Raw genomic sequence first — 25,321 nt, 5'->3', positions numbered from 1 at the left:
GAGGGTTTCAAGGGGGCAAATGACGCCGTGTTTCCCATTCTCGTCACCCCGGACTTGATCCGGGGTGCCGCTTGGCGGCGGCGAATAGCGGAACCCCGGATCAAGTCCGGGGTGACGATGAAGGATATGTTGGCATCAAAAGGGCAAGGGCGGGAAAGTCCCGCCCTCGTTTTCCAGATCAGTCGCCGGTGCCGGGCTCGGGCGAGAACAGCGTTTCGAACTTGCCTTCGACACCCTTATACTCGTCGGCGTCGGCGGGGCTTTCTTTCTTCACCGTGATGTTCGGCCATTCGGCGCTGAACTTGGTGTTCACTTCCAGCCATTTTTCCAGGCCGCTTTCGGTGTCGGGCAGGATCGCTTCGGCGGGGCATTCGGGCTCGCAGACGCCGCAATCGATGCATTCATTGGGGTTGATGACGAGCATATTCTCGCCCTCATAGAAACAGTCGACGGGGCACACCTCGACGCAGTCCATATATTTGCACCGGACACAGGCATCGGTGACGACATAGGTCATGGTTTCAGGCTCCCTCAGGTGACGGCAAACGGGCCGTCAATCTCTCTCTTGGCTCGCCTCTATGCCGCCGGGCGTCGGTGCGTCAACGCCTAGCGAGCAGTTGCGAATCACTCTCATTGGATAGGGTCGGGCGCGGGGTTTGCATGCACAGCTTTTCCATTGCCGTTGATAGCGGGATTGCCGGTGGCGGGCGGCGCGGGGCTCAGACTTTGGTAGCAGGCCCGCGCTTCGCTCGCCGATCCGCGGCGCACGGGCAGGATCAGCAGCCGCACCACTTCGATCCGCTCGCCGACCGGCAGCACCAATGTCTGACCGACATGCACTGCGCATGACGAGCGGGTGATACGCCGCCCGTCGAGCCGGATATGCCCCGCCGCGACCACTGCCTGCGCCAGACTGCGCGAACGCGTGAAGCGCAGGAACCACAATAGCTTGTCGAGCCGGATGCTGCCCGCGGCGCCGGGACTCGCCATCAGTCCTTGCGGCCTTCGGCAAGTAAGGCCGCAAGTCCCGCGAACGGGCTGTTCGGTGACGGACTGCGCCGTGCTGGGCGATCGGGGCGCGGCGGGCGCGGGGGATCGGTGCGGGGCAGGTCGGCACGGGGAATGTCGGCGCGGGGCTTGCCGGGTGCGCCGCGTTTGCCTTTGACCTGATGGGCCGGCGGCCGCCGGACGTCGCCGCGCGCCACCGCGCGCGGCGGGGTGTCGGCACCCTTGCGGGGCGGTTTGCGGCGCGGCCGTTTGTCGGGCTTGCGCAGACCGGACCAGCGCCAGCGTTCCAGCGCAGGGTCGCCGACGCTGCGGAACCCGAAACTGCCCAGCAGCGCGCGCCGGGTGTCGCCGTCGAGCCCCAGCGAGGTGGCGAGCGCCGGGTCGATGACGAAGCCGGGTGGGGCGGCGGCCATATCGGCGTCGTCGCCGATCGGGGTGTCGTCATGGCGATCGTCGCCGCCCGCGATCGGCGCGGTCGGCGGCGCCGCGGCCTGCATCCGCGCCGCATGGGCTTGCCGCGCCAGTTTTTCGGCCATGTCGATGCGCAGCCAGCCGGTGGCGCAGCGACGAAAACCGGCGATTGTCAGACCCGCGTGACTGCCCGCTTTTTGCAGCACCGCGCCGTGCGGCGGCAGCGCCGGCATCGGCGACCCTTGCTGCGCCGCGATCAGCGCCGCGCGCCAGCGCACCGCCTCGGGCTTGAGCAGTGTCGGATGGAAAATGTCGAGCGAGCCGATGGTAAAGCCCAGTTTGCGCAGCTGCGGTCGCTCATCGGCGGCCAGCGCGTTCAGCTGGTCCTCGACCGCGGCGCGGCCGATCATGCCGCTGTTGTCGGTCAGCGCCGCGAGCAGCGCGCGGACGCGCGGCGGGGTGAACAGGTCGCCGGCCGCCTCGCCCATCGCGGCAAGCGGGCCCGCGTGCCGCGCCAGCTGCGCGGCGATAAAGCGGTGCAGCCGCTCGGTAATCGCCTGCACCTGCACGGGTTCCAGCCGCCGCAGCGACGGGTCGACCTGGATCGACGGCTGGACCAGCGTCGGTCCCTTGGCGAGGGTGGCGATCGCATTGCCGTGCCAAGCGAGCCGCGGCGGTGTGCCGGGTTCGGCGACCAGCGACAGCGCGCTGTCGTCGCCCTCGGCCAACGCCGTCGCGCGGCGCGCCAGTTCGGCGCGCAGATGCTTTTCGGCGGCGGCGAGCAGCATGCGGTGGTCGCTCGCCTTGGCCACCGGATCGACCTTGAACTGGAAACCTTTGAGCGTGCCGATCGCCTCGCCATCGACTGCAACGGTGCCGTCGGGTCCGACCGCGACCGGCAGTGCGGCATGGCGTTGCCCTGCGTCGCGCAGCAGCAGTGCCAGCCGCCGATCGACGAAGCGCTGCGCCAGCGCCGCGTGCAGCGCGTCGGACAGACGCGATTCGAGCGCCTGCGTCGCTTCGGTCCACCCGGCCGCGCCCGCGATCCAGTCGCCGCGCTGCGCGATGAAGCACAAGGTGCGCACCGCGGCGATACGGCTCGCCAACTGATCGATGTCGCCATCGACGTCGTTCAGCTTCGCCAGCCGCCGCGCGAACCAGTCGGGATCGATCATCCCGTCGCCGCTGGTGCGCCATTGCCACAATTTGAAGATCGTCCGGCTGTGGTGCTCGGCGCCCAATTGCTCAAAATCGGGCAGCCCGCAAATGTCCCACAGGCGCTGGACCGCATCGAAATCGCTGCCGCGCGCGCGTACCTCCATGTCGCCCGCCAGATGCCTGAGCACCGCGATGTCGACCGCTTCGGGAGCCGGGCGCAGCACCGGCTGCGTCGGCGGCTGCGCGAGGTCGGACAAGAGCTGGTCGAGCGAGGCAAGGCCCGGGGTCGGGTTGCGCCAGAACAGGCTGGCCAGCGGCGGGAAATGATGCCCCTCGATCGCCGCGACTTCTTCCGGGGTGAAACCACCCTGTGGCAGCCCGACGGTGCCGAAGCTGCCGTCCTGCTGATGCCGCCCGGCGCGCCCGGCGATCTGTGCCATTTCGGAAATCGTCAGGCGACGCAAACGCCGCCCGTCGAATTTCTGCAAACTGGCAAAGGCGACATGCTGGACGTCGAGGTTCAGCCCCATGCCGATTGCGTCGGTGGCGACGAGATAATCGACCTCGCCTGCCTCGAACATCGCGACCTGCGAATTGCGCGTCTTGGGGCTGAGCGCCCCCATGACCACCGCGGCACCGCCCGAAAAGCGGCGCAGCATCTCGGCGATTGCATACACCTCTTCGGCTGAGAAAGCGACGATCGCCGAGCGTTTGGGCAGGCGTGACAGCTTTGACGTGCCCGCATAGCTTAGGGTCGAAAAACGCGGCCGGGTGACGATCTCGGCTTCGGGGATCAAATTTTTCACCAGCCCGCGGATGCTCGCCGACCCTAGGATCATCGTCTCGTCGCGGCCGCGTGCGCGCAGCAGGCGGTCGGTAAAGACATGGCCGCGCTCGGGATCGGCGCCGAGCTGCGCTTCGTCGATGCCGACGAAGGCCACGTCGCGCTCGATCGGCAGCGCTTCCATCGTGCCGAGCAGATAGCGGGCGTCGGGCGGGATGATCCGTTCTTCGCCGGTCACCAAGGCAACCTGCGCCGCCCCTTTGATCGCGACGACGCGATCGTAAACTTCACGCGCCAGCAAGCGGAGCGGAAAGCCGATCATGCCGCTCGAATGGGCGGTCAGACGCTCGACCGCCAAATGGGTTTTGCCGGTGTTGGTGGGGCCAAGGACAGCCTTGACCGGCTGGGAAGAGGATGACGTCATGTTCTTGGCGGCCAAGCTGGCATGGCGGCGGGCGCCGCGCAACAACGGATCGACGAAGGCGCAGAAATCTTCTGACTCGCTTCATTTGTCATCCCGGCGAGGGCCGGGAGCGCGCCGGTGCGTGGAAAGGCGGGGTCGTCATCCAGGCCTTCGCCGTGATGGCGATGTTCAAAGATCGTTCCGGTTGCTGGCACACCATATCCCACCCTCGCCACAACTGGCCGCAACCCTCGGCGGCGAAACCGCCATTAAATTGACTTTAACGACCTTTCTTTACAGACAGGTTTGGAAAACATCATTCGGTGGCCGGGTTTTAGGGAGGTCCATCGGGCGGGGGTTACAATTTGTTTCAGCGTCACGAACCCATCGCGGGGATGTCCGGCAATGCGGCTGCGCTCGCGATGTCGCAGGCGATTGCGCCGCTGAAAACGGCGCCTGATTCGGACGCGCTCGGCTGGCGCGACCGGCTGGCACAGCTTGATCTGGTTCCCGACCTGGGCGACAATATCGGTTCGGCAGAATGGTGGCGCGGGCTGGCGACCTTAACCCTGCTCTGCGGCACGGCAATCGCAACTTTTCCTGGAATTCAACCGCTTAGCGTCGGCGGCATCCCGGCACTCGACGCTGGTGATTTCAACGAAGCGCGCGCGCAGATGATCGTGCCGCTCGCGCTGGGCGGCGACACCGGGCGGCATATGGCGGCGACCGACGCCGTGCGCCCGCTGACCCAAACCCCCGAACGGCCGCAGATCGAACTCACCGCCACTCTGGGCAGCGGCGACAGCTTCGCGCGCCTGCTCGAACGCTCGGGCGTCGGTGGCGGCGAGGCGCAGGCGCTGGCGAATCAGGTGGCGAGCGCGGTGCCGCTCGCCGACATCGCGCCGGGAACACGAATCGACCTGATCCTCGGCCGCCGTGCCGCGCGCACGATGCCGCGTCCGGTCGACGCGCTGGCGATGCGCGCGCGCTTTGACTTGCGCATCGAAATGGAGCGCGAGGGCGACCGGCTGGTCATGCGACGCATCCCGATCGCGGTCGATACCACCCCGCTGCGCATCCGCGGCCGGGTCGGCGACAGCCTGTACCGTTCGGCCCGCGCCGCCGGGGCGCCACCCGCGGCGATTCAGTCGTACCTCCGGGTCATCGGCCGCCAGATTTCGGTCGGCAGCGACATTCGCGCCAATGACGAATATGACATCATCGTCGATTATCGCCGCGCCGAAACCGGTGAGAGCGAGACCGGCAAGCTGCTCTATGCGGGGCTGATCCGCGGCGGCAAACCCAAGCTGTCGATGCTCGAATGGAATGTCGATGGCCGCACCCAATGGTTCGAGGCGTCGGGTGTCGGCGAACAGCGCGGCGGCATGGCGCGTCCGACCAACGGCCGCATCACCTCGACGTTTGGGATGCGCCGTCATCCGATCCTTGGCTATCGCCGGATGCACAGTGGCATCGATTTCGGCGGCGGTTATGGCGCGCCAATCTATGCGGTGACCGATGGCGTCGTGTCGATCGCCGGGCGTCACGGCGGTTACGGCAATTTCGTCAAGCTCAACCATGGCAACGGGCTTGGCACCGGCTATGGTCATATGAGCCGCATCGCGGTGCGCCCCGGCCAGCGTGTCAGTCGCGGTCAGGTGATCGGCTATATCGGCTCGACCGGCCTGTCGACCGGCCCGCATCTCCATTACGAACTCTATCGCAACGGCCGCGCCGTGAACCCGTCGTCGGTGACCTTCGTCACCCGCGCGCTGCTCGAGGGCAAGGCGCTCGCCGACTTCCGCGCCCGCATCCGGATGCTGACCGCGGTCGCACCGGGCGCCGCCCTGACCCCCATCGCGCCGAAACAGGTCGAGGGGCCGAAACTCGGCAGCCTCGCCGATGTCGCGTCGAAGCGCGCCGAGGGCGGGATTTAACTCCCTAGAGCGAGCATCCTCTAAATCCGTTCGTGTCGAGCGAAGTCGAGACACCCATCGACCCTACTCTGCGCCGATGGGTGTCTCGACTTCGCTCGACACGAACGGTGCTTAGGCGTTCCTGAATCCGCCAATATCCATTTGCCCCGGCGCCATCCCCCGCTATGCACGCCCGATGACCCACGCCGCCTTTCCCGACCTTCGCCTTCGCCGCACCCGCCGCACCGGCTGGAGCCGCGCGATGGTCCGCGAAACGACGCTGGCGCCGTCGAACCTCATCTGGCCGCTGTTCGTGTGCGAGGGTGCGGACAGCGAAGAACCGATCGCCAGCTTGTCCGGCGTCTCGCGCTGGTCGGTCGATCGCATAGTCGATCGCGCCCGCGATGCGGTGGCGGCCGGCATCCCGTGCCTCGCGCTGTTTCCCTACACGCAGCCCGACCGGCGCAGCGCCGACGGCGGCGAGGCGCTCAATCCCGACAATCTGATGTGCCGCGCCACCGCCGCGATCAAACAGGCGCTTGGTGACGACATCGGCGTGCTGACCGACGTCGCGCTCGATCCCTATACCAGCCACGGGCAGGACGGGCTGATCGATGATGCGGGCTATGTGCTCAATGACGAAACCGTTGATGTGCTGGTCGGGCAGGCACTGAACCAGGCCCGCGCGGGCGCCGACATCATCGCGCCCAGCGACATGATGGACGGCCGCATCGGTGCGATCCGCGAGGCGTTGGAGGTCGAGGGTTTCGGCCATGTCCAGATCATGAGCTATGCCGCCAAATATGCCTCGGCCTTCTACGGCCCGTTCCGCGACGCAGTGGGCTCGCGCGGGTTGCTCAAGGGCGACAAGAAAACTTACCAGATGGACCCCGCCAACGCCGAAGAAGCGCTGCGCGAAGTCGCGCAGGATCTGGCCGAGGGCGCCGACAGCGTGATGGTCAAACCGGGGCTACCCTATCTCGACATCGTCCGCGCGGTGAAGGATCATTTCGCGGTGCCGGTCTACGCCTATCAGGTGTCGGGCGAATATGCGATGATCGAGGCGGCAGCGGCGGTAGGCGCGGGCGACCGCGACGCGCTGGTGCTCGAAACCCTGCTGGCCTTCCGCCGCGCCGGGGCGTCGGGGGTGTTGACCTATCATGCGCTGCACGCGGCGCGGCTGCTGAACGAATAATCGAATAGGGGTGGGCTTATCATGACTGCGTTACCGCGGCGCTGGCTGTTTGTGCTGACCATATTGGTCGGCAGTTTCCTGCTTTTTCAGGTTCAGCCGATGGTGGCCCGCATGGTGCTGCCCAAACTCGGCGGCGCCCCGGCGGTGTGGAACAGCGCGATGCTGGTCTATCAGGCGCTGCTCCTTGCGGGCTATGCCTATGCCCATTGGCTCGGCCGGTTCACGGTGCAGCGGCAGGCGATGATCCACGTCGCGCTGTTTCTGGCCGCCGCTTTATGGCTCCCGATCGGCATCGCGCAAATCGCAGCGCCTGGCCCTGGGCAGGAGGCGCTGTGGGTGCCGTTGCTGCTGCTCGCGTCGATCGGTCCCGTGTTCTTTGTGGTGTCGGCGCAGGCGCCGCTGATGCAGCGCTGGTTCGCCGCCGACGCTCGCGCGGGCGATCCCTATTATCTCTACGCTGCATCCAACCTTGGCAGTTTTGCCGGTTTGATCAGCTATCCCGCGCTGGTCGAACCGAATTTGCCGCTGGCGGCGCAAAGCTGGGGCTGGACCGCGGGCTATGCGCTGCTCGTGCTGCTGGTGGCGGCGAGCGCCGCGGCGCGCTGGCATGGCCGGGCGGCTGATCCGGCCAGCGACGCCGCGGTCGCCGACGAACCGCGCCCGAACTGGCGGCGCCAGCTGCACTGGCTGCTGATAGCGGCGGTGCCGTCGGGGCTGATGCTGTCGACGACGACGCACCTCACCACCGATATCGTCGCGATGCCGCTGCTTTGGGTGCTGCCGCTCGGTCTCTATCTGCTCAGCTTCGTGATCGCCTTTTCGACGATGAACCGGTTGACCGAGGTCTTTGTTTTCATCGCGCCGACGGTGTTGCTGACGATCGGTGGGCTGGCGCTGCTCAGTTCGGGCGGGGGGTCTTTGCTGGTCGCGCTGGCCAGTCTCGCGATGCTGTTTGTCGTCGCGACCGCGCTCCACGGCTATTTGTACCATCTTCGCCCCGCGCCGCAGCATCTGACGCTGTTCTACCTCATCATGTCCGCGGGCGGGGTGCTTGGCGGCCTGTTCGCGGCGCTGCTCGCCCCGCTGCTGTTCGATTGGGTGTATGAACATCCTCTGCTCACGCTTGCGGCGGCGATGCTGCTGCCGCTGCCGGTGATCCTGCCGTGGGACAAATGGCTGAAACTGTCGGCAAGGACGGCGCGCTTGGTTGTGGGGCTGCTCGTGGCCGTCGCCGCCTTCGCCAGCCTGCAGATGGTCAACGGCTGGTCGGGCCGGCTCGACATCGATGTGGGGATGTGGGGCTTTGCCATCCTGGTGATTGGGGTGCTGGTGATCGGCTGGCGTTGGGCCTATGTCGCCGTGCTCGCGCTGCTGATGATCGGGGTCGGCGGCTGGAGCACCATGCAGGAAAGCCTGACCGGCGACCGTGTGCGCAGCTATTTCGGTGTCTATACCGTCACCGATTACCCGGCGCAGGGACAACGGCGGCTGGCGCATGGGACGACGCTGCACGGGTTGCAGCGCACCGACCCGGCACACCGCCGCGAAGCGACCACTTATTATGGTCCGAAATCGGGGGTCGGTCTGACGCTGGCCAAGGCGGAGGCGCTTGCCGGACCCGGTGCGTCGATCGGTATCGTCGGGCTGGGGGCGGGAACCCTTGCCTGTTACCGGCGTCCCGGCCAGCAATGGACCTTTTTCGAGATCGACCCGGTGATGGTCGATATCGCGCGCGACCCCAGCAAATTTACATTCTTGTCCGATTGCGCCGACGACGCTCCCGTGGTCGTGGGCGATGCGCGGTTACAGATCGCGCAGCAGCCGCCGGCGCAGTTCGATGTCGTGGTCATCGACGCCTTTTCATCCGACGCGATCCCGCTCCATCTTCTGACCAAAGAAGCGATCGGCATCTATGCACGGGCATTGAAACCCGACGGTATTTTGCTCATCCATATTTCGAACCGCTTTTTCGGGCTGGAACCGGTGCTGGCCGAAGAGGCGCGGGCGCGCGGCTGGACGGCGGCGATCCGGCTCGATCCCGGGCCGGCCACCGAGGGTATCGACGATCTGACCGCGTCGAACTGGGTCGCGCTGACGGCGACGCCGCAGCGGATGACCCAGCTGACCGGCGGCCTGCGTCCGCGGGACAAGGCTGATGAAGACGATGCCTGGGTCGCGCTGCGGTCGACCCCCGGGTTTGAACGCTGGACCGACGATTATGCCTCGACGCTGCCGGTCCTGATGTGGGGCAGCCTGATCGGAAAGCGTGACGAATGACCTATCGCGACGTCAGCATCATCAGCATCAACGGCAAGACGCCGACGATCCACCCCAGCGCGTTCATCGCGCCGGGGTGCCGGATCATCGGCGATGTGACGATCGGCCCTGATGTCAGCATCTGGTATAATTGCGTGCTGCGCGCCGACGTCAGCCGCATCGTGATTGGCGCGCGATCGAATATCCAGGACGGCAGCATCGTCCATTGCGACGGCCCGATGCCGCACCGCCCCGACGGTTTCCCGACGATCATCGGCGACGATGTGCTGATCGGCCATCTGGCGATGGTGCATGGCTGCACCTTGGCCGACCGCGCGTTCGTCGGGCTGAAGGCGACGGTGATGAACGGCTGCCGGATCGGCAGCGACGCCATGCTGGCCGCGGGCGCGCTGCTGACCGAGAATAAGGAAATCCCCGACCGTGAATTGTGGGCCGGTGCCCCGGCGCGGCGGGTCCGCGACATCGACGATGCGCAGGCGGCGGGGATGCAGATGGGCGTCGCGCATTATGTGATGAACGGGCGCATGCACAAAGCGGCGGTCGAAGGGTGAAACGATAACCCCGCCCGCTTGCGGGAGGGGCAGCGAGACTTACGAACTTGTTCGTTAGTCGCAGCGGGGTGGGCAATCGCGACGTCGCTTGCTCGCTACGCTCGCGCCCACCCCCAACCCCTCCCGCTTGCGGGAGGGGAGCGATAACTCAGCTGAAGTTCACCATCGCATAGAGCATCGGGATCGACAGCAAGGTGTTGGTGCGCGAGAAAATCATCGCGGTCTTGGCGGCCTTGGCCTTGGTCGCATCGTCGGCCTCGACGATGCCCAGCGCCTTTTTCTGGTTCGGCCAGATCACGAACCACACGTTGAACGCCATGATCAGGCCCAGCCACATACCGACGCCGATCAGCTTGTAGGGATCCTGCAATCCCAACGCCGGCACCAGATATTTCGCATGACCCGCGATGGCGACACCCAGCAGCACCGTGATCAACGCGGCCCAGCGGAACCAGAACAGCGCGGCGGGGGCGATATGCTTGCCGACCGCGGGTTTCAGTTCGGCCGGGATTTTCGGCATCGTCGGAATCTGGACGAAGTTGAAATAATAGAGCAGCCCGATCCACAGCACGCCAAAGAAAGTGTGCAGCCAGCGCATGACCGCATTGGCAGCGGAAATCCCGTCCTCGAAATTCTGGCCGTTCAGGCCCAGCATCAAGGCGATCGAAAGCACCAGCCCGGCGCCGAGCACCGCGTGCAGATTGCCAAAAAATTTATCCATATTCATTCCCCCTCGCTTATCCGGCAGGGCCGCGACCCCGAACCGATCGCGCCCGCTATGCCAGCGTCGGGGGCCGGACTCAACTTTTGTCGGTCGCCGGTTATTCAGGAACCGCCAGCCCGTTCTTCAGCATCACCGGCACCTGCGTCAGCGTGAACAGGAACGACAGCGCGGTGATCCCCCAAACCTTGACCGTCAGCCATAGGTCAAAGCTCATCTGCTTGGCCTGGATCATTTCGTACATGACATGATTGGCGATGCCGAGCGCGGCAAAGAATAGCCCCCAGTTGCGCGACAGCAGCAACCAGCCGCGGTCGGTCAAACCCTCCAGCGCCGATTGGAGCAGATATTTCAGCATCGGCTTGCCGAACCACCAGCCGCCGAGCAGCAGCACCGCAAAGGCACCATAGATGATCGTCGGCTTCATCACGATGAAACGTTCGTCGTGAAACCAGATCGTCAGCGCGCCGAACCCGATCACCAGGATGCTCGACAGCCACAGCATCGGCGAAATCTTGCCCAGCTTCCACTTCGACACCGCCATCGCGATGACGATCGCGACCATGAAGGCCACGGTGCCCTTGATCGCCGCCGCCGTCGCCGCAAAGGCACCTTCGCCGCCCGATGACAGTTTATAGGCGATGAAAAAGACCAGCAACGGCCCAAAATCGATCGCGAAGTTCAGCCAGCCATGCTTGGCGGGCGGCGGCGCGGGGATCGCTTCGGGGCCGGTCGGCGGCACGTCGAGGGGGGCGGCGGTCATCTGATATTTCCTGCAATGATGGCGGCGATCTCGTCGGCGTCGAAGGGGCGAAGGTCGTCGATGGTTTCACCGATACCGATCGCGTGGATCGGAAGGCCATGACGCTCGGCCGCCGAAACGAGCACGCCGCCGCGCGCGGTGCCGTCGAGCTTGGTCATGATGAGGCCCGTAACCCCGGCGACCTCGCGGAACACGTCAATTTGCGACAGTGCATTCTGTCCCGTCGTCGCGTCGAGCACGAGCACCACATCGTGCGGTGCCGCAGGATTGAGCCGCCCGAGCACGCGCTTGATCTTGGCGAGCTCGTCCATCAGCTCGCGCTTGTTCTGAAGGCGGCCCGCGGTATCGACGATCAGCACGTCGATCCCGGTCGCAGTCGCCTGTTTGACCGCGTCGAACACGATGCCCGCGCTGTCGCCGCCTTCGGGTCCGGCCATGATCGGGACGCCGAGCCGCTCGGCCCAGACTTTGAGCTGCCCGATCGCCGCGGCACGGAATGTGTCGCCTGCCACCAGCATCACGCCATAATCCTGTTCCTGGAACAGATGCGCCAGCTTGGCGATGGTCGTGGTTTTGCCCGACCCGTTGACCCCGATGACCAAGATGACCTGCGGGCGCGGAAAGGCGTCGATATCGAGCGGTTCGGCGACGGGCCGCAGCACCGCAGCAATTTCTTCGGCGACGATCTTGCGCAGTTCCTCGGTGCCGTTCGCGGCGACATCGCGGCGTGCAGCCAGGCGGTCGCGGATGCGCGCCGCCATCGCCGGACCCAGGTCGGCGGTGATCAACGCTTCTTCGATGCGGTCGAGATCATCCTCGTCCAGCCGCGCCTTGCCGGTCAGCCCCGCCAGATTTTCGCCCAGCCGCTCCGACGTGCGCCGGAACCCGCCAAGCAGTCGTTCGCTCCAGCTTTGTCCGCTCATGCGGCGATGTCCTGTACGATGGGGGTGGCGATCATGCGGTCTCCGTCGCGTGCGGTCATCCGCACGGCGATGATGGTGCCCGGCGCGGCAGGCGCGGTCAGGCGGATGGCGGCGAAATTTTCGGCATGGCCGGTCAGCCCGTCGCGCTCGACCAGCACCGCGGCGGTGGCGCCGATCTGGCGGTCGAGCCAGTCCTGCCGCCGCCGTGCATTGGCTTCGCGCAGCGTTGCAGCGCGCTCGCGCGCAATACTGCGCCCGACTTGCGGCATACGGGCGGCGGGGGTTCCGGCGCGCGGACTGTAGGGAAAGATGTGGCCGAAAATGATGTCACAATCGTCGATCAGCGCCAGCGAGTTCGCGAACATCGCATCATCCTCGGTCGGGAAGCCGGCGATCAGGTCGGCGCCGATCGCAATTTCGGGGCGTGCGGCTTTGAGCCGCGCGACGAGCGACACGGCGTCGGCGCGGCGGTGGCGGCGCTTCATCCGCGTCAGCACCATGTCATCGCCCGCCTGGAGCGACAGGTGGACGTGCGGCATGATGCGCGCTTCCCGGGTGATCAACGCAAACAGCGCATCGTCGATGCGGTTCGGGTCGAGCGACGACAGGCGCAGCCGTTCGATCGGCAGCGCCAGCAGCGCCTCGACCAGCGCCGCCAGCGTCGTGCCGCTGTCGTCACCATAGCTCGCCAGGTCGACCCCGGTCAGGACGATCTCGCGCTGGCCGCGGGTCAGTGCGGTGCGGGCGGCCGCGACCACCGCCCCGCCCGTCGCCGACCGCGCCATCCCGCGCGCCATGACGGTCGCGCAAAAGGTGCAGCTATGTGAACAGCCGGTCTGGACGCCAAGAAAAGCGCGCGCATGATCGGCGCCGGAGAGGGCGGGGCTGTAGGGCAAACTGCGCCCCTGCGAAGGCAGGGGCCCATCACCGGTACTATCGTCTTGCGATCGCCCTTCGTTTGGCGACGCGGTGGCAGGAGATGGACCCCCGCCTTCGCGGGGGAACAGGGAAGAGGATGAACGATAGCTCTCAACCAGCCCCTTCGCATCGTTGCGCACCACCCGCGCGCCCATGTCCGCGAACCGCTCGGCTTCCAGCTCCGCCGCACATCCGGTGACGACAATCTCTACCCCCGGCCGCTCGCGCAAGGCCCGCCGTACTGCCTGCCGCGCCTGCCGCACCGCCTCGTCGGTCACCGCGCAGCTGTTGAAGATGATGGTATCGCGCGTGCCCGCCTCGAGTGCCGCGGCGCGAACCGCTTCCCCCTCGGCGATATTCAGCCGGCAACCAAAATTGACGACGTCAACGCCGTCCAGCACCGCATCGCTCATCCGAACTGCGCCCAGTCGGTTTCGCCCTCATATACCCGCGTCGCCGCGCCGCTCATCACGATCGGTTCGCCCGGCGCCCAGCGGATGACCAGATCGCCGCCGGGCAGCGATATCGTCACCGGCGACTGGACCAGCCCGGCGCGGATCGCCGCGACAGCGGTGGCGCAGGCGCCGGTGCCGCAGGCTTGGGTCAATCCGACGCCGCGCTCCCACACGCGCAACTGCAGCTGGTTCTCGCCATCGAGGCTCGCGACATTGACGTTGACGCGTTCGGGGAACAGCGGGTCGGTCTCGATCCGCGGCCCCAGCGCATCGAGCGCCACCGCATCGGCCTCGGGCACGAAAAAGACGATGTGCGGGTTGCCGACATTGACCGCGGCGCCATGCTCCAGCTCGTCCCATGCGACGGGCATGTCGCGCGTGTCCATCGGCATCGCGAGCGGGATCAGCTCCCAGTCGAACGACGGTTCGCCCAGCGTCACTTCGGCGCCGCCGTCGGCGGGGGTAACGCGCAGCATCCCGCCCAGCGTTTCGATCACCGCGGGCTGGCCGATCAGCGTCGCGACGCAGCGTGTCGCATTGCCGCACGCCTCGACCTCGCCGCCGTCGGCGTTGAAGATCCGCATCCGGACATCGGCCTTGCTCGACGGTTCGAGCAGGATCAGTTGGTCACAGCCGATGCCATGCCGCCGGTCGGCGATCGCATGCGCGCGCGCCGGCGTCATTTCGACCGCGCTGGCGCGCGCGTCGATGACGACAAAATCATTGCCCAGCCCATGCATCTTGGTGAAGCGATCCGCCATAGTTCGCGCATGTAAGGGGGCGGGCGTGCGAAGTCTAGCGATGCGGGGCAGGGCGTGACCGCGGCTGGCGAACTCTCCCCTTCCTGAAGAAGGGAGGGGGAGCAGGTTACCCAGTCTTGCGCAGCGGTTCTTGTTCTGGTGTCGGGGAGTGGCTCGTCGGCGGTACCATCGGCGCACGCAACAAGCCGCGGTCGGCAAGCAGGCGTTCGGTGTCGGCGGCGGAGGCGGCGCGGCCGAAATACCAGCCCTGACCCTTGGCACAGCCCAGCCGCGTCAGTTCGATCGCGGTCGCTTCGTCCTCGACACCCTCGGCGGTGATCGGCATCGCCAGGCTTTCGCCCAGCCGGACAATGGCAACGACGATCGCCTGCGCATCGGGGCTGCCGCGCATCGCGGCGACAAAGCTGCGGTCGATCTTGATCCGGTCGAACGGCAGCGCACGCAGGTGCGACAGCGAGGAATAGCCGGTACCGAAATCGTCGAGGCTGAGCGACACACCCTGGTTCTTCAGGCTGGTGACGATCGAACGGACGAGCGGCAGATTTTCGAACAGCGAGCTTTCGGTAATCTCGACCTCAAGCTGGCTCGCGGGAAAACCGACCTCGACCAGCAGCTTGGTCAGCTTCTGGCTGAACCACGGATCTTTCAGTTGCTGCGGCGAGATATTGACGGCGAGCAGGATCGACGGATCCCAGCCTTTGGCGATTTCCATCGCCTGCCGGATGACCTGCAACGACAATTCGCCGATCAGCCCGCTTTCTTCTGCGACGGGGATAAAGCGTTCGGGCGGGATCAGGCCGTATTCGGGCGATTCCCAGCGCATCAGCATCTCAAAGCCGACCAGCCGGCCCGTCGCGATATCGACCTGTGGTTCGAAATGCGGCACGAATTCGCCGCGCGGCATCCCTTCGCGGATGCCGGTTTCGATCTGGTTGCGCACCTGCACCGCCATTTCCATGCCGGGTTCGAACCAGCAGAAGCGGTTCCGCCCTTCATCCTTGCAATGATACATCGCGATGTCGGCCTGGCGAACCATGGTTTCCATCGTCACGCTTGCATCGTCGGCAAGCGCGATACCGAGCGATGCACCGATGCGGATTTGCTGCGCATCATGGGCGACCGACGTTTCGAGCGCCGTGACCAGTTCGGCGGCGAGTGCGTCGATCGTGGCGCGGGCGGACGGTTCGAACGCCAGCATCGCGACAAATTCGTCGCCGCCCAGCCGCGCTTTGGTCGCGTTGGGCGGCAGGATCGCCGAAATGCGTTCGGCGGCGACCTGGAGCACGCGGTCGCCGGCGGCATGGCCGTGGATGTCGTTGACGGTCTTGAAATGGTCCAGGTCGAGCAGGAACAGCGCCACGTGGCGATGGTCTGCGATGGCATCGACGATCTGCTGCTGTCCGGTCGCAAGTAACGAGCGGCGATTGAGGAAGCCGGTCAGCGGATCGGTATCGGCCAGATAGCGGGCGCGCTGTTCCGCTTCGGTGCGCTCCCGGATTTCGCGGTTCAAATCTTCGTAACGCCGCCAGCCGAACAGGATCAGCGCGACATTCAGCACCATCGCCGCCGCCAGCGCGCGGTCGGGGCCGCCACCGATGCCGATCAGCGTGTTCACCACCGCCTGAAGAACGGTGCTGCCGGTGCCAACGAAAAGCAGGATTGCGGCGACGACGATGCCGCCCGCAACGATGTCGCGCTTGGCCCCGGTGCTGCGGTCCAACTGTTTGGGCGTGTCTGTCATCTGGTTTTCCCCACCGTTGCCCCGTAGTGCCCGCAAAGCGGTGAAATTTGGGTTAAGTCGGCGCCGGTTTCGCTCGCTTGCCTTTGCGGGATGATCGGTGTATTGGCGCCCCGTTCGGCCGCATCTTGCGAACGAGCTATCGATGTCCGCGACGGAAATTATGTCCACGGATAACCGCTGGTTGGCGAGGTTTCGCTCACCGGCGTGTTTTGCGTTGCGGGCGCCGAAACAAAGGATTTGTGGCGCATGTTCGACAGTCTGAGCAATCGGCTTGGCGATGTTTTCGGGAAGCTCCGCGGTCGCGGCGCGCTGACCGAGGCCGACGTGCGCGCGGCGATGCGCGAAGTGCGAATCGCGCTGCTCGAGGCCGATGTCGCGCTGCCCGTTGTGCGCAGCTTCGTCGATCAGGTCACCGACCTTGCGATCGGCCAGAACGTCCTGCGCTCGGTCACCCCGGGGCAACAGGTGGTCAAGATCGTCAGCGACGCGCTGACCGAAATGCTCGGCTCCGAAACCGCCGAGCTCGACCTCAACGTCGCCCCGCCCGCGGTGATCATGATGGTCGGCCTGCAAGGCTCGGGTAAAACCACCACCACCGCCAAGATCGCCAAGCGGCTCAAGGAAAAAGAACGCAAAAAGGTGCTGATGGCGTCGCTCGACGTCAATCGCCCCGCCGCGCAGGAACAGCTTGCCGTCCTCGGCAGCCAGATCGACGTCGCGACGCTGCCCATCATTGCGGGGCAACAGCCGGTCGAGATTGCCCAGCGCGCGATGCAGGCGGCGAAGCTGCAGGGCTATGACGTCCTGATGCTCGACACCGCGGGCCGTCTCCACGTCGACCAGCAGTTGATGGACGAAATGCAGGCGGTGTCGCGCGCCTCGACGCCGACCGAAACCCTGCTCGTCGTCGACAGCCTGACCGGTCAGGACGCGGTGCAGGTCGCGCAGCGCTTTAGCGATCAGGTGCCGCTCACCGGCGTTGTGCTCACCCGCATGGACGGCGATGCGCGCGGCGGCGCCGCGCTGTCGATGCGTGCGGTCACTGGCAAGCCGATCAAGTTCGCGGGTACGGGCGAGAAGCTTGACGGGCTTGAACTCTTCCAGCCGTCGCGCATTGCGGGCCGCATCCTCGGCATGGGTGACGTCGTCAGCCTGGTCGAACGCGCCGCCGAAACCATCCAGGCCGACGAGGCCGAGGCGATGGCGGCGAAGATGGCCAAGGGCCAGTTCGACCTCAACGACCTCAGAACACAGCTCAACCAGATGCGCCGCATGGGCGGCCTTGGCGCGCTCGCGGGCATGATCCCCGGGATCAAAAAGGCGCAGGTCGCGATGGCGCAGGGCGCCGCCGACGACAAGATGCTGATCCATTTCGACGCGATCATGGGGTCGATGACCCCCAAGGAACGCGCGAAGCCCGAAATCCTGACCGCGAAGCGCAAGATCCGCATCGCCAACGGGTCGGGGACGACGGTGCAACAGGTCAACAAGGTGCTGAAGATGCACCAGGAAATGGCCGGTGCGATGAAGAAGATCCGCAAGATGGGCGGGCTGAAAGGCCTCGGCGCGCTGTTCGGCAAGGGCGGCGGCATTCCCGGCATGGGCGGCGGCGGTGGCATGGGCGGAATGCCCGGCCTTGGCGGTGGTGGGTCGATCCCGCCGGAACTCGCAAATTTTATGAATAAAAAGAAGTAATTACACCCGATCTTCAGTTTCTAGTTTCAGTTTACAGACAAAGGAAAATATCATGGCTACTGCTATTCGCCTCGCCCGCGGCGGCTCGAAAAAGCGTCCCTATTACAAGATCGTCGTTGCCGATTCGCGCAGCCCGCGCGACGGCCGCTTCATCGAACGCATCGGCAGCTACAACCCGCTGCTCGCCAAGGACAATCCCGAGCGGATCAAGCTCGACGCCGACCGCGCGAAGCATTGGCTGAGCGTCGGCGCCCAGCCGAGCGACCGCGTCGCCCGCTTCCTCGATGCCGCCGGCATCCAGGAGCGCGCCGCACGCAACAACCCGAACAAGGGTGTCCCGGGCGAAAAGGCCAAGGAACGCGCCGAAGAAAAGGCGCAGAAGATCGCGGATGCCGAAGAAGCCGCTGCCGCTGCTGCCGCCGCTCCGGCCCCCGAACCCGAAGCGGTCGAAGAAGCTGCTCCGGAAGTGGCCGCTGAAGAAGCGCCCGCCGCTGAAGAAGCTGCTGCGCCCGAAGCCGCGGAATCGGATGCAACCGGTTCGGTGAAGAGCGAAGCGACCGCCGAAGCCGTTGCCGAAGCCGTCGCCGACGAAACCCCCGCCGACGCGACCGCCGACGATGCGGCTGCGATGGCCGAACAGGCTGCCGAAGGCGGCCCGGCTGAGGAAGCTCCGGCTGCTCCCGCCGCCGATGAAGCTGCCGCTGAAGAAGCCGGCGAAGAAGCAGCCAAGGCCTAAACCTTGGCCAACGCAAATCGCCCCGTCACCCTTGCCGCCATCGCCGGCGCGCATGGGGTGCGGGGCGAGGTGCGGCTGAAACTGTTCGGCGAAGGCGCGGAAGCCCTCCGCGCCTTCTCCGTTTTTTCGGCCGGCGACCGGACCCTCACGCTGAAATCGGTGCGTCCCGCCAATCAGGGCGCGGTAGCCACCTTTGCCGAAATTACCGACCGCAGCGGTGCCGAGGCGCTGCGCGGCACCGTCCTCACCGTCCCGCGTTCGGCGCTACCGCCGCTGGGCGAGGGCGAATACTACCACCATGACCTGCTCGGCCTGCCGTGCGTCTCGACCGACGGCGGCGCGGTCGGCGAAGTCGTCGCGATCGACAATTTCGGCGCGGGCGACATCCTCGAAATCGCCAAGCCCGACGGCAAACGCTTCATGGTGCCGATGAACGCGCGCGCCGTGCCGGCATGGTCCGACGACGGTGTGACGATCGACGCGGCGTTCGTCGAATAGGCAACCGGTATCTGATCGCCCGTTGCCGCTGCTGTGGCGCGCTGATAGCGTCCCCGCACCATAGGGGAGGCGGAATATGCGTTGGACATCGGGCTTGGCTTTGACATTGTTGCTGGCGGCGCCGCTTCCGGCGCTCGCTGAGGACGCTCCCCCCCAAACCCTCGAACAGATAACCCCCGAAATTGACGCACTGTTCGCCAAATTTCAGGCCGACGCGCATATCCCTGGCATGGTTTACGGCGTCGTCAAAGACGGCAAGCTCGCCCATGTAAAAGGCGTCGGTGTCCAGAATCTCGACGACAAAAGCGCCGTCACCGCCGACAGCCGCTTCCGCATCGCCTCGATGACGAAGGCGTTCACCGCGCTGGCGATCCTGAAACTGCGCGACGACGGCAAGCTGCGCCTCGACGACCTCGCTGAGGATCACATTCCCGAAATGAAGGGCTGGGTCTATCCGACCAAGGACAGCCCGCGCATTCGCGTGCGCGACCTGCTCCACCATGTCGGCGGCCTCGTCACCGACGATCCATGGGGCGACCGGCAACAGGTCTTGCCGCAGGCCGATTTCACCAAAATGATCGCCGCCGGGGTGCCGTTCAGCCGCGCGCCGCAAACAGCCCATGAATACTCCAACTATGGCTATGCGCTGCTCGGGCGGATTATCGCCAATGCGTCGGGCATGGCCTATGCGGACTATGTCCGCCAGGCGATCCTGACCCCGCTCGGCATGACGAGCAGCGGCTTCGACGTCACCAAAACCCCCAAGGCGCTCTATGCCCGCGGCTATCGCTGGGAAAATGAACGCTGGTCGCCCGAGCCCGAAATGATCGACGGCGCCTTCAACGCGATGGGCGGACTCCAGGTCAGCGCCAATGACTATGCCAAATGGGTCGCCTTCCTGCTCTCGGCCTGGCCAGCGCGCAACGACGCGGACACGGGGCCGGTCAAGCGCGCGACGGTGCGCGAAATGGCGCAGGGCTTGAATTTCGTGACGGTGGCGAACCGCATCGGCGCCAGCGGTGCGACGGCGTGCAAACAGGCGGCGGCTTATGCGATGGGCTGGCGCGTCGCGCAGGATTGCGACCTTGGCCTGACGCTGGCGCACGGCGGCGGCTATCCGGGCTATGGCAGCCATGTCATGCTGATGCCCGACCATGGCGTCGGCATATTTGCCCTTTCGAACCGCACCTACGCCGGACCATCGGCGCCCGCGTGGGACAGCGCGGTGGCGATGGACAAGGCGGGGCTGCTGCCGGAGCGGCGGATCACGACCTCGCCCGCGGTCTGGGAGATGTTCAACCGGGTGCGCGCGGCTTATGCAGAGGGCAATCTGAAACGCTTCGACGGCGGGCTGGCGATGAACTTTCTGCTCGATCGATCGGCGGAAAACTGGGCCGCGGAATTCGCGCGCCTGAAGGCTGCCGTCGGTGGCTGTTATGAGCATGAAAAACTGACCCCGACCGGAGCCTTGTCGGCCAATTTTCGCCTGATCTGCGAGCGCGGGCACCTCGACGGCCAATTGCTGCTGGCGCCGACCGAACCGATCACAGTGCAGGCGCTGCGCTTTCGCGTTGTGGAGCCCTGAGGCCGCACATCACGCGGCCTCGATAAACACCACCCGATTACGCCCGCTTTCCTTGGCGGCGTACAGATTGATGTCGGCCGACTTCATCGCCGCGCCGAAACTTGTATTGCGGCCGATATGAACCAGCCCCATGCTCGCCGTCACCGGGCGTTCGAGCAGCGGCACCATCTGTTTGACATAGGCGCCGATCCGCTGCCGCAGTCGCTCGGCCTCGATCGCGACGGCAGCGGGCGCGCCGCGGAACAGCAGCGCAAATTCCTCGCCGCCGACCCGCGCCGCCAGCGCCGAACCCGAACCCAGCGCGACCCCGGCGGCAAAGATTACCCGGTCGCCGACGTCATGGCCGTGGCGGTCGTTGATCGCCTTGAAATGGTCGAGGTCGACCAGCGCGATCGCCACAGGCGGCTCGTCGTTGAAACTTTCCTCGATCGCGCGGCGGTTGGGCAGCCCGGTCAGCGGATCGGTGTGCGCAATGATCCGCATTGCCTCGGCCTGCGCGCGCGCCTCCTGCCGCTCGCGGCGCAGACGCATCAGGCGGTCGAGGATGCCGAATGCGGTGAGCATGACTTCCAGCCCGAGCGCCGGGAACAACAGAAACAGGAAATTGTCGAACGGCTGATCCAGCACGATATCGTGAAACAGGCTGACGCCATAAACCCCGCCAATGCCGCTCCACGCCGCCGCCTGATAGCGCGCGGTGCGGCTGCCGCGCTTCAGCGCGATCACCACCGTCGCCGCGCACAGCGCCAGCATCGCGACCAGCACGGCGCTGCGCAGCATCATATAGGTGGTCGCGTCGGGCATGACCGTTGCGGGGGTGGTCAACAGGATCAGGACGGGCGGCCAGCCGAGCCAGCGATAGAGCCGCGGGCCGACCATCCCCGGTTCCAGATAGGATCGCAGGAACACGCCCGTTACGACCAGGCTCAGATCGAAAAAGATGGTGATCCAAACCTGGCGTGCGAAACTGTCGGGCGGCAGCCATGCCCCCATCGCCAGCGGCGACAGCGCGACCACAAGCGCAAAATAGGACAGCGCGCGCACGCTCTGCCAGATCAGGAAGCGTTCGCGCAGCAGGCGGTAAAAGACCGCATTATAGGCAAGCGAGAACAAGAGCAGACCCAGAAAGATGCCGGTCAGCACCCCGTCCCACGTCATGCTGGTGGCGTCGGCGAACGACGATTGCGCGCGCGCCGGTGCGGCGGCGGCCAACAGCCCCGCGCCCAACGCCAAAATTCGCGCACCTCGCGCCATGCGACCCCCGTTTTGTCTGACGGGGACGCTAGGCGCGCAGCGGCTGATTTTTGGTTAACGATGCGTTGGCTATCGGCTGTATTTTGCGAACCATAGCCGCAAGCTGGGCGAAGGGCACCTGTCAGGTAGGAGAGGGGGAACCTTCGGGCGGGGACTCCCTTCGACCAGCTTGCGGCTATGGCAAGTGCGTTGTGATCATTAACCAGCCTTGTGACTCACGGTCATGCTGCATCGTGCTGGGTCACCGGCAAAGGCTTTGCGCCTGCAATAGGGACAGGTCGCGCGACCCGGCTACCGACGCGGCGGAACGACGCGAGCAGCCACAACAGTCCGCGGTGCAAATCATTGCTGAAATGCGGATGGCCGTTGTTCCACGTCCGCATCCAAAGTTCGTCTTTCATCGCTCATCTCCTGCTGATCCGATGGTCAGCAGATGCGCCTTAGCGACGCCCACCGCCAACAAAAGCTTTGCACCACACCATAAGTCTGACTTATATATTGGCGATGCCCAAGCTACCGCCTCTCGCCGCAATTCGGACCTTCGAAGCCGCCGGAAGACTGGAAAACTTCTCGCGCGCCGCCGAGGAGCTGGGGCTGACCCAAGCGGCGGTCAGTTATCAGGTGCGCCAATTGGAGGACCGGCTTGGCCGCGCCTTGTTCGTGCGCGAGAAGGGGCGGGTCCGCTTGTCCGAAACCGGCCAGCGCCTGCTCCCTGCGATCTCGGGCGCCTTTGGCGCGATGGGCGACGCCTTTGCCGCGCTGGGCCATGACGAGGCCGATGTGCTGACGATCAGCGCGATGACGACCTTTGGCGGCACCTGGCTCAGCGCGCGGATCGGCGGGTTCCAGCTGGCCTATCCCGACCTTGCGGTGCGCATGTTGATGAACAATGATCTGGTCGATTTCAACGCGACCAATGTCGATGTCGCAATTCGGGTGGGCCGCGGCGGATGGCCTGGCCTGCGCGCTGATTTTCTCTACCGCAGCCATGTGACGCCGATCTGCGCCCCCGGCTTTCTGGACGTCAATCGCATCGCGGCGCCTGCCGACCTGCTGCGCGTTGACCGGCTGGCGCCCAACGATCCCTGGTGGGCGGGCTGGTTCGCCGCCGCGGGTGTCGCCACCGTCCCGCCGCCGCAGCGCAGTGGGATCGAACTCGACAGCCAGTTGCAAGAGGCGAGCGCGGTGCAGAGCGGTTACGGCATCGCGATGATGACCCCGCTGCTGTGGCGCGCCGAACTCGACGCCGGGCGGCTGGTCCAGCCGTTCGATACGCTCTACCAACCCGGCACCGCGCATTATCTCGTCCACCGCGAAAACCGCGTCGGGGTCCGCAAGATCGAACGCTTTCGCGAATGGCTGCGCGCCGAGTTGGAGAAAGATCGCCATCGGCTGTCCTATGAACTTTGGGAGCCGCTCGGCTGAATCGCCTCGACACGCGCTCACACAATGTATATACATCGTGTATATACGGAGTCCGGCATGACCAAAGAATATCGCGCCAAGGTTTTCAAATCGGGCAATTCGCTCGCCCTGCGCCTCCCGAAAGCGCTTGGTCTTGAAGAGGGGACCGAGATGATTGTCCGTGAGGAACGCGGCGAGTTCCGTTTCGAACCTGCCGAAAAGCCAAAAGCCAAAATCGACATCAGCGGATTTGCGGGGAAGGCGCCAGGCCTGAAGCTGGCGCCGCGGGATGATTTCGAGGAGCGTCCGAGCACAATTGCGGCACGCCAAGCGGCGGAACTTGCCCAGGCGGCCAAGAAAGCGTGATCCGATATCTGATCGACGCCAACTCGGCGGTTTATGCTATGGATGACGGGCACGAAGTGCTGACGGCCCGGATTGCCGATCACGCGCCCGGCGAGATTGCGATATCGACCATCAGCTATGCCGAGGTCGCTTATGGCACCTACGTCGGCAAGCCGCCACCGCCCGAGATACTTGAGGCTTTCGTCGCAGCCATCCCGCTGGTTCCGTTCGACGAAGCAGCGGCGCGCGAATACGCGCGATTGCCTTTCAAGCGCGCGCGCTTCGATCGCCTGCTTGCGGCGCACGCGCTAAGCCTCGGCGTAACGGTCATTACCAACAACGAAGCCGACTTCGCCGACGTGCCGGGACTGACGGTCGAGAATTGGACATTATAGGCAAATCGCCATGTATTATTCCTTGCTGTATCCCATGTTTGGACTGGTTTTCGGGCTGATCGCGGGCGCCGTCGTTCGACCGCTGTTTCGCCAGAAATGGCCCGTCTTTCTTGTCGCCCTGATAGCGCCGCTACCCTTTGTTTATGCGTTTGCGGCTTTCGGGCTGGCCTTTATGCGTGACGTTTCAATCACTGTCGGATCGCTTGTCTCGCTTATCGGATACATTTTGTTGCTTGTATGGCCCGGCAGTCTTCTCGCCGCATATCTCATTTGCCGTGAAAGTGTCCGCCGCCGATGACGTTCACCGCCGTCCCCCTGACCCTCTATCCCGACATATTCCCCGGCCCGCTGGGCCACAGCATGGCGGGGCGTGCGCTCGAAAGCGGGACGTGGAATTGCGCGCCGGTGCAAATCCGCGATTTTGCGACCGACAGGCACCGCACCGTCGACGACACCCCTGCGGGCGGCGGTGCGGGGATGGTGCTCAAGGCGGATGTGCTGGCGGCGGCGGTCGACCATGCGGTCGCGGCGCATCCGGGGCTGCCGATCCTCGCCATGACGCCGCGCGGCACCCCGATCACCCAAGCCCGCATCCGTCAGCTTGCGGCGGGGCCAGGGGCGATCATCCTCTGCGGCCGGTTCGAGGGTTTCGACGAGCGCATTTTCGACGCCCGCCCGATCGAGGAAGTCTCGATGGGCGACATCATCCTGTCGGGCGGCGAGATGGGGGCGCTGCTGCTGCTCGACGCTTGCATTCGCCTGCTTCCCGGCGTAATGGGCGCGGCTTCTAGCGGGGACGATGAGTCGTTTGAAAACGGCTTGCTCGAATATCCGCACTATACCCGGCCCGTTGAATGGGAAGGGCGCACGATCCCCGAAGTGCTGCGATCGGGGGATCATGCGAAGATCGCGGCCTGGCGGAAACAACAGGCCGAAGATCACACACGGTTACGCAGGCCGGACCTTTGGGAGCGTCATATCGATGCTCGGGCCCGACCTGCCTCTGGCGCGCGGCGAAAAGAAGAGGACTAGAGGCATGAACCTCATCCAGACGATCGAAGCCGAAGAAATTGCCAAAGCGGCAAAGACCATTCCGACCTTCCGCCCCGGCGACACCGTGAAAGTCGGCGTCAAGGTGGTTGAAGGCGAACGCACCCGCGTCCAGAATTTCGAAGGCGTGTGCATCGCGCGCTCGAACAAGGGCATGGGCTCCAACTTCACCGTGCGCAAAATGTCGTTCGGCGAGGGTGTCGAGCGCGTGTTCCCGCTCTATTCGCCGAACATCGACAGCATTACCGTCATCCGCAAGGGTGCCGTGCGTCGTGCGAAGCTTTATTATCTTCGTGGCCGCACTGGTAAATCGGCGCGTATTGCGGAGCGCCGCGACTACCGGCCGGAAGCCAGCGAGGGCTAAGGGAGACTTT

Annotated in this window: 24 protein-coding genes and 1 pseudogene; 14 read left to right on the top strand and 11 right to left on the bottom strand. The window is 65.4% G+C overall.

Annotated elements, in window-relative coordinates:
• Window positions 1–178: 178 nt before the first annotated feature.
• The 3 genes from fdxA to VGN68_RS15245 form a co-directional block, all read right to left on the bottom strand.
• Window positions 179–517, bottom strand: a complete 339-nt coding sequence (gene fdxA, locus VGN68_RS15255; protein ID WP_088442917.1) for a ferredoxin FdxA — start codon at window positions 515–517, stop codon at window positions 179–181.
• 113 nt (window positions 518–630) lie between these two features.
• Window positions 631–990 (bottom strand): RNA-binding S4 domain-containing protein, encoded by a 360-nt coding sequence (locus VGN68_RS15250; protein ID WP_327477654.1) that lies wholly within the window; start codon window positions 988–990, stop codon window positions 631–633.
• Complete coding sequence (locus VGN68_RS15245; RefSeq protein ID WP_327477735.1) at window positions 990–3,785, bottom strand: helicase-related protein; 2,796 nt, start codon at window positions 3,783–3,785, stop codon at window positions 990–992. Before VGN68_RS15245 ends, VGN68_RS15250 begins: the two co-directional genes overlap by 1 nt.
• A gap of 374 nt (window positions 3,786–4,159) precedes the next feature.
• Here VGN68_RS15245 and VGN68_RS15240 point away from each other — a divergent pair, with 374 nt between their 5' ends.
• From VGN68_RS15240 to VGN68_RS15225, 4 genes are all read left to right on the top strand, one after another.
• Window positions 4,160–5,701, top strand: coding sequence for a M23 family metallopeptidase (locus tag VGN68_RS15240; protein WP_327477733.1), 1,542 nt, complete (start codon window positions 4,160–4,162; stop codon window positions 5,699–5,701).
• Window positions 5,702–5,876: 175 nt separating this feature from the next.
• Window positions 5,877–6,875 carry a porphobilinogen synthase gene (gene hemB, locus VGN68_RS15235; protein ID WP_327477652.1) on the top strand — a complete coding sequence of 333 codons (999 nt, stop codon included), beginning with the start codon at window positions 5,877–5,879 and terminating at the stop codon, window positions 6,873–6,875.
• A gap of 21 nt (window positions 6,876–6,896) precedes the next feature.
• A complete protein-coding gene (locus VGN68_RS15230) occupies window positions 6,897–9,152 on the top strand; it encodes a fused MFS/spermidine synthase (protein WP_327477650.1) in 2,256 nt (751 codons plus the stop codon).
• Window positions 9,149–9,703 carry a gamma carbonic anhydrase family protein gene (locus VGN68_RS15225; RefSeq protein ID WP_327477648.1) on the top strand — a complete coding sequence of 185 codons (555 nt, stop codon included), beginning with the start codon at window positions 9,149–9,151 and terminating at the stop codon, window positions 9,701–9,703. Before VGN68_RS15230 ends, VGN68_RS15225 begins: the two co-directional genes overlap by 4 nt.
• Before the next feature lie 148 nt (window positions 9,704–9,851).
• Here VGN68_RS15225 and VGN68_RS15220 read toward each other — a convergent pair whose 3' ends face one another.
• From VGN68_RS15220 to VGN68_RS15195, 6 genes are all read right to left on the bottom strand, one after another.
• The gene (locus VGN68_RS15220; protein WP_327477646.1) at window positions 9,852–10,424 is read right to left on the bottom strand and encodes a urate hydroxylase PuuD; all 573 of its coding nucleotides are present in this window, start codon (window positions 10,422–10,424) and stop codon (window positions 9,852–9,854) included.
• A 100-nt stretch (window positions 10,425–10,524) separates the two neighbouring features.
• A complete protein-coding gene (locus VGN68_RS15215) occupies window positions 10,525–11,187 on the bottom strand; it encodes an inner membrane-spanning protein YciB (protein ID WP_327477644.1) in 663 nt (220 codons plus the stop codon).
• Window positions 11,184–12,110 (bottom strand): signal recognition particle-docking protein FtsY, encoded by a 927-nt coding sequence (gene ftsY / locus VGN68_RS15210; RefSeq protein ID WP_327477642.1) that lies wholly within the window; start codon window positions 12,108–12,110, stop codon window positions 11,184–11,186. Before ftsY ends, VGN68_RS15215 begins: the two co-directional genes overlap by 4 nt.
• Window positions 12,107–13,441 carry a radical SAM protein gene (locus tag VGN68_RS15205; RefSeq protein ID WP_327477639.1) on the bottom strand — a complete coding sequence of 445 codons (1,335 nt, stop codon included), beginning with the start codon at window positions 13,439–13,441 and terminating at the stop codon, window positions 12,107–12,109. Before VGN68_RS15205 ends, ftsY begins: the two co-directional genes overlap by 4 nt.
• Window positions 13,438–14,244: a diaminopimelate epimerase gene (dapF, locus tag VGN68_RS15200; RefSeq protein ID WP_293698893.1), complete on the bottom strand. Its 807-nt coding sequence runs from the start codon at window positions 14,242–14,244 to the stop codon at window positions 13,438–13,440. Before dapF ends, VGN68_RS15205 begins: the two co-directional genes overlap by 4 nt.
• A 106-nt stretch (window positions 14,245–14,350) precedes the next feature.
• Window positions 14,351–15,985, bottom strand: coding sequence for a putative bifunctional diguanylate cyclase/phosphodiesterase (locus tag VGN68_RS15195; RefSeq protein ID WP_327477636.1), 1,635 nt, complete (start codon window positions 15,983–15,985; stop codon window positions 14,351–14,353).
• Between the two features lie 246 nt (window positions 15,986–16,231).
• On the opposite strand from VGN68_RS15195, the gene ffh reads away from it, so the two are divergent.
• From ffh to VGN68_RS15175, 4 genes and pseudogenes are all read left to right on the top strand, one after another.
• Window positions 16,232–17,680: a signal recognition particle protein gene (gene ffh / locus VGN68_RS15190; RefSeq protein ID WP_327477634.1), complete on the top strand. Its 1,449-nt coding sequence runs from the start codon at window positions 16,232–16,234 to the stop codon at window positions 17,678–17,680.
• A 52-nt stretch (window positions 17,681–17,732) separates the two neighbouring features.
• Window positions 17,733–18,206, top strand: a pseudogene (gene rpsP, locus VGN68_RS15185) (30S ribosomal protein S16); the annotation flags it as partial.
• Window positions 18,207–18,419: 213 nt separating this feature from the next.
• Window positions 18,420–18,914: a ribosome maturation factor RimM gene (rimM, locus tag VGN68_RS15180; protein WP_327477631.1), complete on the top strand. Its 495-nt coding sequence runs from the start codon at window positions 18,420–18,422 to the stop codon at window positions 18,912–18,914.
• A gap of 76 nt (window positions 18,915–18,990) precedes the next feature.
• Complete coding sequence (locus VGN68_RS15175; protein WP_327477629.1) at window positions 18,991–20,499, top strand: serine hydrolase domain-containing protein; 1,509 nt, start codon at window positions 18,991–18,993, stop codon at window positions 20,497–20,499.
• A 9-nt stretch (window positions 20,500–20,508) separates the two neighbouring features.
• Here VGN68_RS15175 and VGN68_RS15170 read toward each other — a convergent pair whose 3' ends face one another.
• Both VGN68_RS15170 and VGN68_RS15165 read right to left on the bottom strand, forming a co-directional pair.
• Window positions 20,509–21,753: a diguanylate cyclase gene (locus VGN68_RS15170; protein WP_327477627.1), complete on the bottom strand. Its 1,245-nt coding sequence runs from the start codon at window positions 21,751–21,753 to the stop codon at window positions 20,509–20,511.
• A 221-nt stretch (window positions 21,754–21,974) separates the two neighbouring features.
• Window positions 21,975–22,154, bottom strand: a complete 180-nt coding sequence (locus tag VGN68_RS15165) for a hypothetical protein (RefSeq protein WP_327477625.1) — start codon at window positions 22,152–22,154, stop codon at window positions 21,975–21,977.
• A 103-nt stretch (window positions 22,155–22,257) separates the two neighbouring features.
• Between VGN68_RS15165 and VGN68_RS15160 the strand changes: the two genes are divergently transcribed.
• From VGN68_RS15160 to rplS, 6 genes are read left to right on the top strand one after another with little or no spacing between them, the layout of a single operon-like run.
• A complete protein-coding gene (locus tag VGN68_RS15160) occupies window positions 22,258–23,178 on the top strand; it encodes a LysR substrate-binding domain-containing protein (protein ID WP_327477623.1) in 921 nt (306 codons plus the stop codon).
• A 57-nt stretch (window positions 23,179–23,235) separates the two neighbouring features.
• Window positions 23,236–23,523, top strand: coding sequence for an AbrB/MazE/SpoVT family DNA-binding domain-containing protein (locus tag VGN68_RS15155; protein ID WP_327477621.1), 288 nt, complete (start codon window positions 23,236–23,238; stop codon window positions 23,521–23,523).
• A complete protein-coding gene (locus tag VGN68_RS15150) occupies window positions 23,520–23,897 on the top strand; it encodes a type II toxin-antitoxin system VapC family toxin (RefSeq protein ID WP_327477619.1) in 378 nt (125 codons plus the stop codon). The genes VGN68_RS15155 and VGN68_RS15150 overlap by 4 nt, the downstream gene beginning before the upstream one ends.
• A 10-nt stretch (window positions 23,898–23,907) precedes the next feature.
• A complete protein-coding gene (locus VGN68_RS15145) occupies window positions 23,908–24,195 on the top strand; it encodes a hypothetical protein (protein WP_327477617.1) in 288 nt (95 codons plus the stop codon).
• The gene (trmD, locus tag VGN68_RS15140) at window positions 24,192–24,929 is read left to right on the top strand and encodes a tRNA (guanosine(37)-N1)-methyltransferase TrmD (protein WP_327477615.1); all 738 of its coding nucleotides are present in this window, start codon (window positions 24,192–24,194) and stop codon (window positions 24,927–24,929) included. Before VGN68_RS15145 ends, trmD begins: the two co-directional genes overlap by 4 nt.
• A gap of 4 nt (window positions 24,930–24,933) precedes the next feature.
• Window positions 24,934–25,311 (top strand): 50S ribosomal protein L19, encoded by a 378-nt coding sequence (rplS, locus tag VGN68_RS15135; RefSeq protein ID WP_293698837.1) that lies wholly within the window; start codon window positions 24,934–24,936, stop codon window positions 25,309–25,311.
• The last annotated feature ends 10 nt before the right edge of the window (window positions 25,312–25,321 follow it).

It is taken from the genome of Sphingopyxis sp. (assembly GCF_035998965.1).
GTDB lineage: Bacteria > Pseudomonadota > Alphaproteobacteria > Sphingomonadales > Sphingomonadaceae > Sphingopyxis.
Note: the sequence above shows the minus strand (reverse complement) of the source record. Positions and strands in the feature narration are given on the sequence as shown.

What these genes read in the sequence shown, in the direction of transcription:
- VGN68_RS15160 (WP_327477623.1), top strand. Translation starts at nt 22,258, where the DNA reads ATGCCCAAGCTACCGCCTCTCGCCGCAATTCGGACCTTCGAAGCCGCC.
- dapF (WP_293698893.1), bottom strand. Translation starts at nt 14,244, where the DNA reads ATGGCGGATCGCTTCACCAAGATGCATGGGCTGGGCAATGATTTTGTC.
- VGN68_RS15245 (WP_327477735.1), bottom strand. Translation starts at nt 3,785, where the DNA reads ATGACGTCATCCTCTTCCCAGCCGGTCAAGGCTGTCCTTGGCCCCACC.
- VGN68_RS15205 (WP_327477639.1), bottom strand. Translation starts at nt 13,441, where the DNA reads ATGAGCGATGCGGTGCTGGACGGCGTTGACGTCGTCAATTTTGGTTGC.
- trmD (WP_327477615.1), top strand. Translation starts at nt 24,192, where the DNA reads ATGACGTTCACCGCCGTCCCCCTGACCCTCTATCCCGACATATTCCCC.
- VGN68_RS15155 (WP_327477621.1), top strand. Translation starts at nt 23,236, where the DNA reads ATGACCAAAGAATATCGCGCCAAGGTTTTCAAATCGGGCAATTCGCTC.
- VGN68_RS15240 (WP_327477733.1), top strand. Translation starts at nt 4,160, where the DNA reads ATGTCCGGCAATGCGGCTGCGCTCGCGATGTCGCAGGCGATTGCGCCG.
- VGN68_RS15145 (WP_327477617.1), top strand. Translation starts at nt 23,908, where the DNA reads ATGTATTATTCCTTGCTGTATCCCATGTTTGGACTGGTTTTCGGGCTG.
- VGN68_RS15170 (WP_327477627.1), bottom strand. Translation starts at nt 21,753, where the DNA reads ATGGCGCGAGGTGCGCGAATTTTGGCGTTGGGCGCGGGGCTGTTGGCC.
- VGN68_RS15165 (WP_327477625.1), bottom strand. Translation starts at nt 22,154, where the DNA reads ATGAAAGACGAACTTTGGATGCGGACGTGGAACAACGGCCATCCGCAT.
- VGN68_RS15195 (WP_327477636.1), bottom strand. Translation starts at nt 15,985, where the DNA reads ATGACAGACACGCCCAAACAGTTGGACCGCAGCACCGGGGCCAAGCGC.
- VGN68_RS15225 (WP_327477648.1), top strand. Translation starts at nt 9,149, where the DNA reads ATGACCTATCGCGACGTCAGCATCATCAGCATCAACGGCAAGACGCCG.
- rplS (WP_293698837.1), top strand. Translation starts at nt 24,934, where the DNA reads ATGAACCTCATCCAGACGATCGAAGCCGAAGAAATTGCCAAAGCGGCA.
- fdxA (WP_088442917.1), bottom strand. Translation starts at nt 517, where the DNA reads ATGACCTATGTCGTCACCGATGCCTGTGTCCGGTGCAAATATATGGAC.
- VGN68_RS15250 (WP_327477654.1), bottom strand. Translation starts at nt 990, where the DNA reads ATGGCGAGTCCCGGCGCCGCGGGCAGCATCCGGCTCGACAAGCTATTG.
- hemB (WP_327477652.1), top strand. Translation starts at nt 5,877, where the DNA reads ATGACCCACGCCGCCTTTCCCGACCTTCGCCTTCGCCGCACCCGCCGC.
- ffh (WP_327477634.1), top strand. Translation starts at nt 16,232, where the DNA reads ATGTTCGACAGTCTGAGCAATCGGCTTGGCGATGTTTTCGGGAAGCTC.
- ftsY (WP_327477642.1), bottom strand. Translation starts at nt 12,110, where the DNA reads ATGAGCGGACAAAGCTGGAGCGAACGACTGCTTGGCGGGTTCCGGCGC.
- VGN68_RS15220 (WP_327477646.1), bottom strand. Translation starts at nt 10,424, where the DNA reads ATGGATAAATTTTTTGGCAATCTGCACGCGGTGCTCGGCGCCGGGCTG.
- VGN68_RS15215 (WP_327477644.1), bottom strand. Translation starts at nt 11,187, where the DNA reads ATGACCGCCGCCCCCCTCGACGTGCCGCCGACCGGCCCCGAAGCGATC.
- VGN68_RS15230 (WP_327477650.1), top strand. Translation starts at nt 6,897, where the DNA reads ATGACTGCGTTACCGCGGCGCTGGCTGTTTGTGCTGACCATATTGGTC.
- VGN68_RS15175 (WP_327477629.1), top strand. Translation starts at nt 18,991, where the DNA reads ATGCGTTGGACATCGGGCTTGGCTTTGACATTGTTGCTGGCGGCGCCG.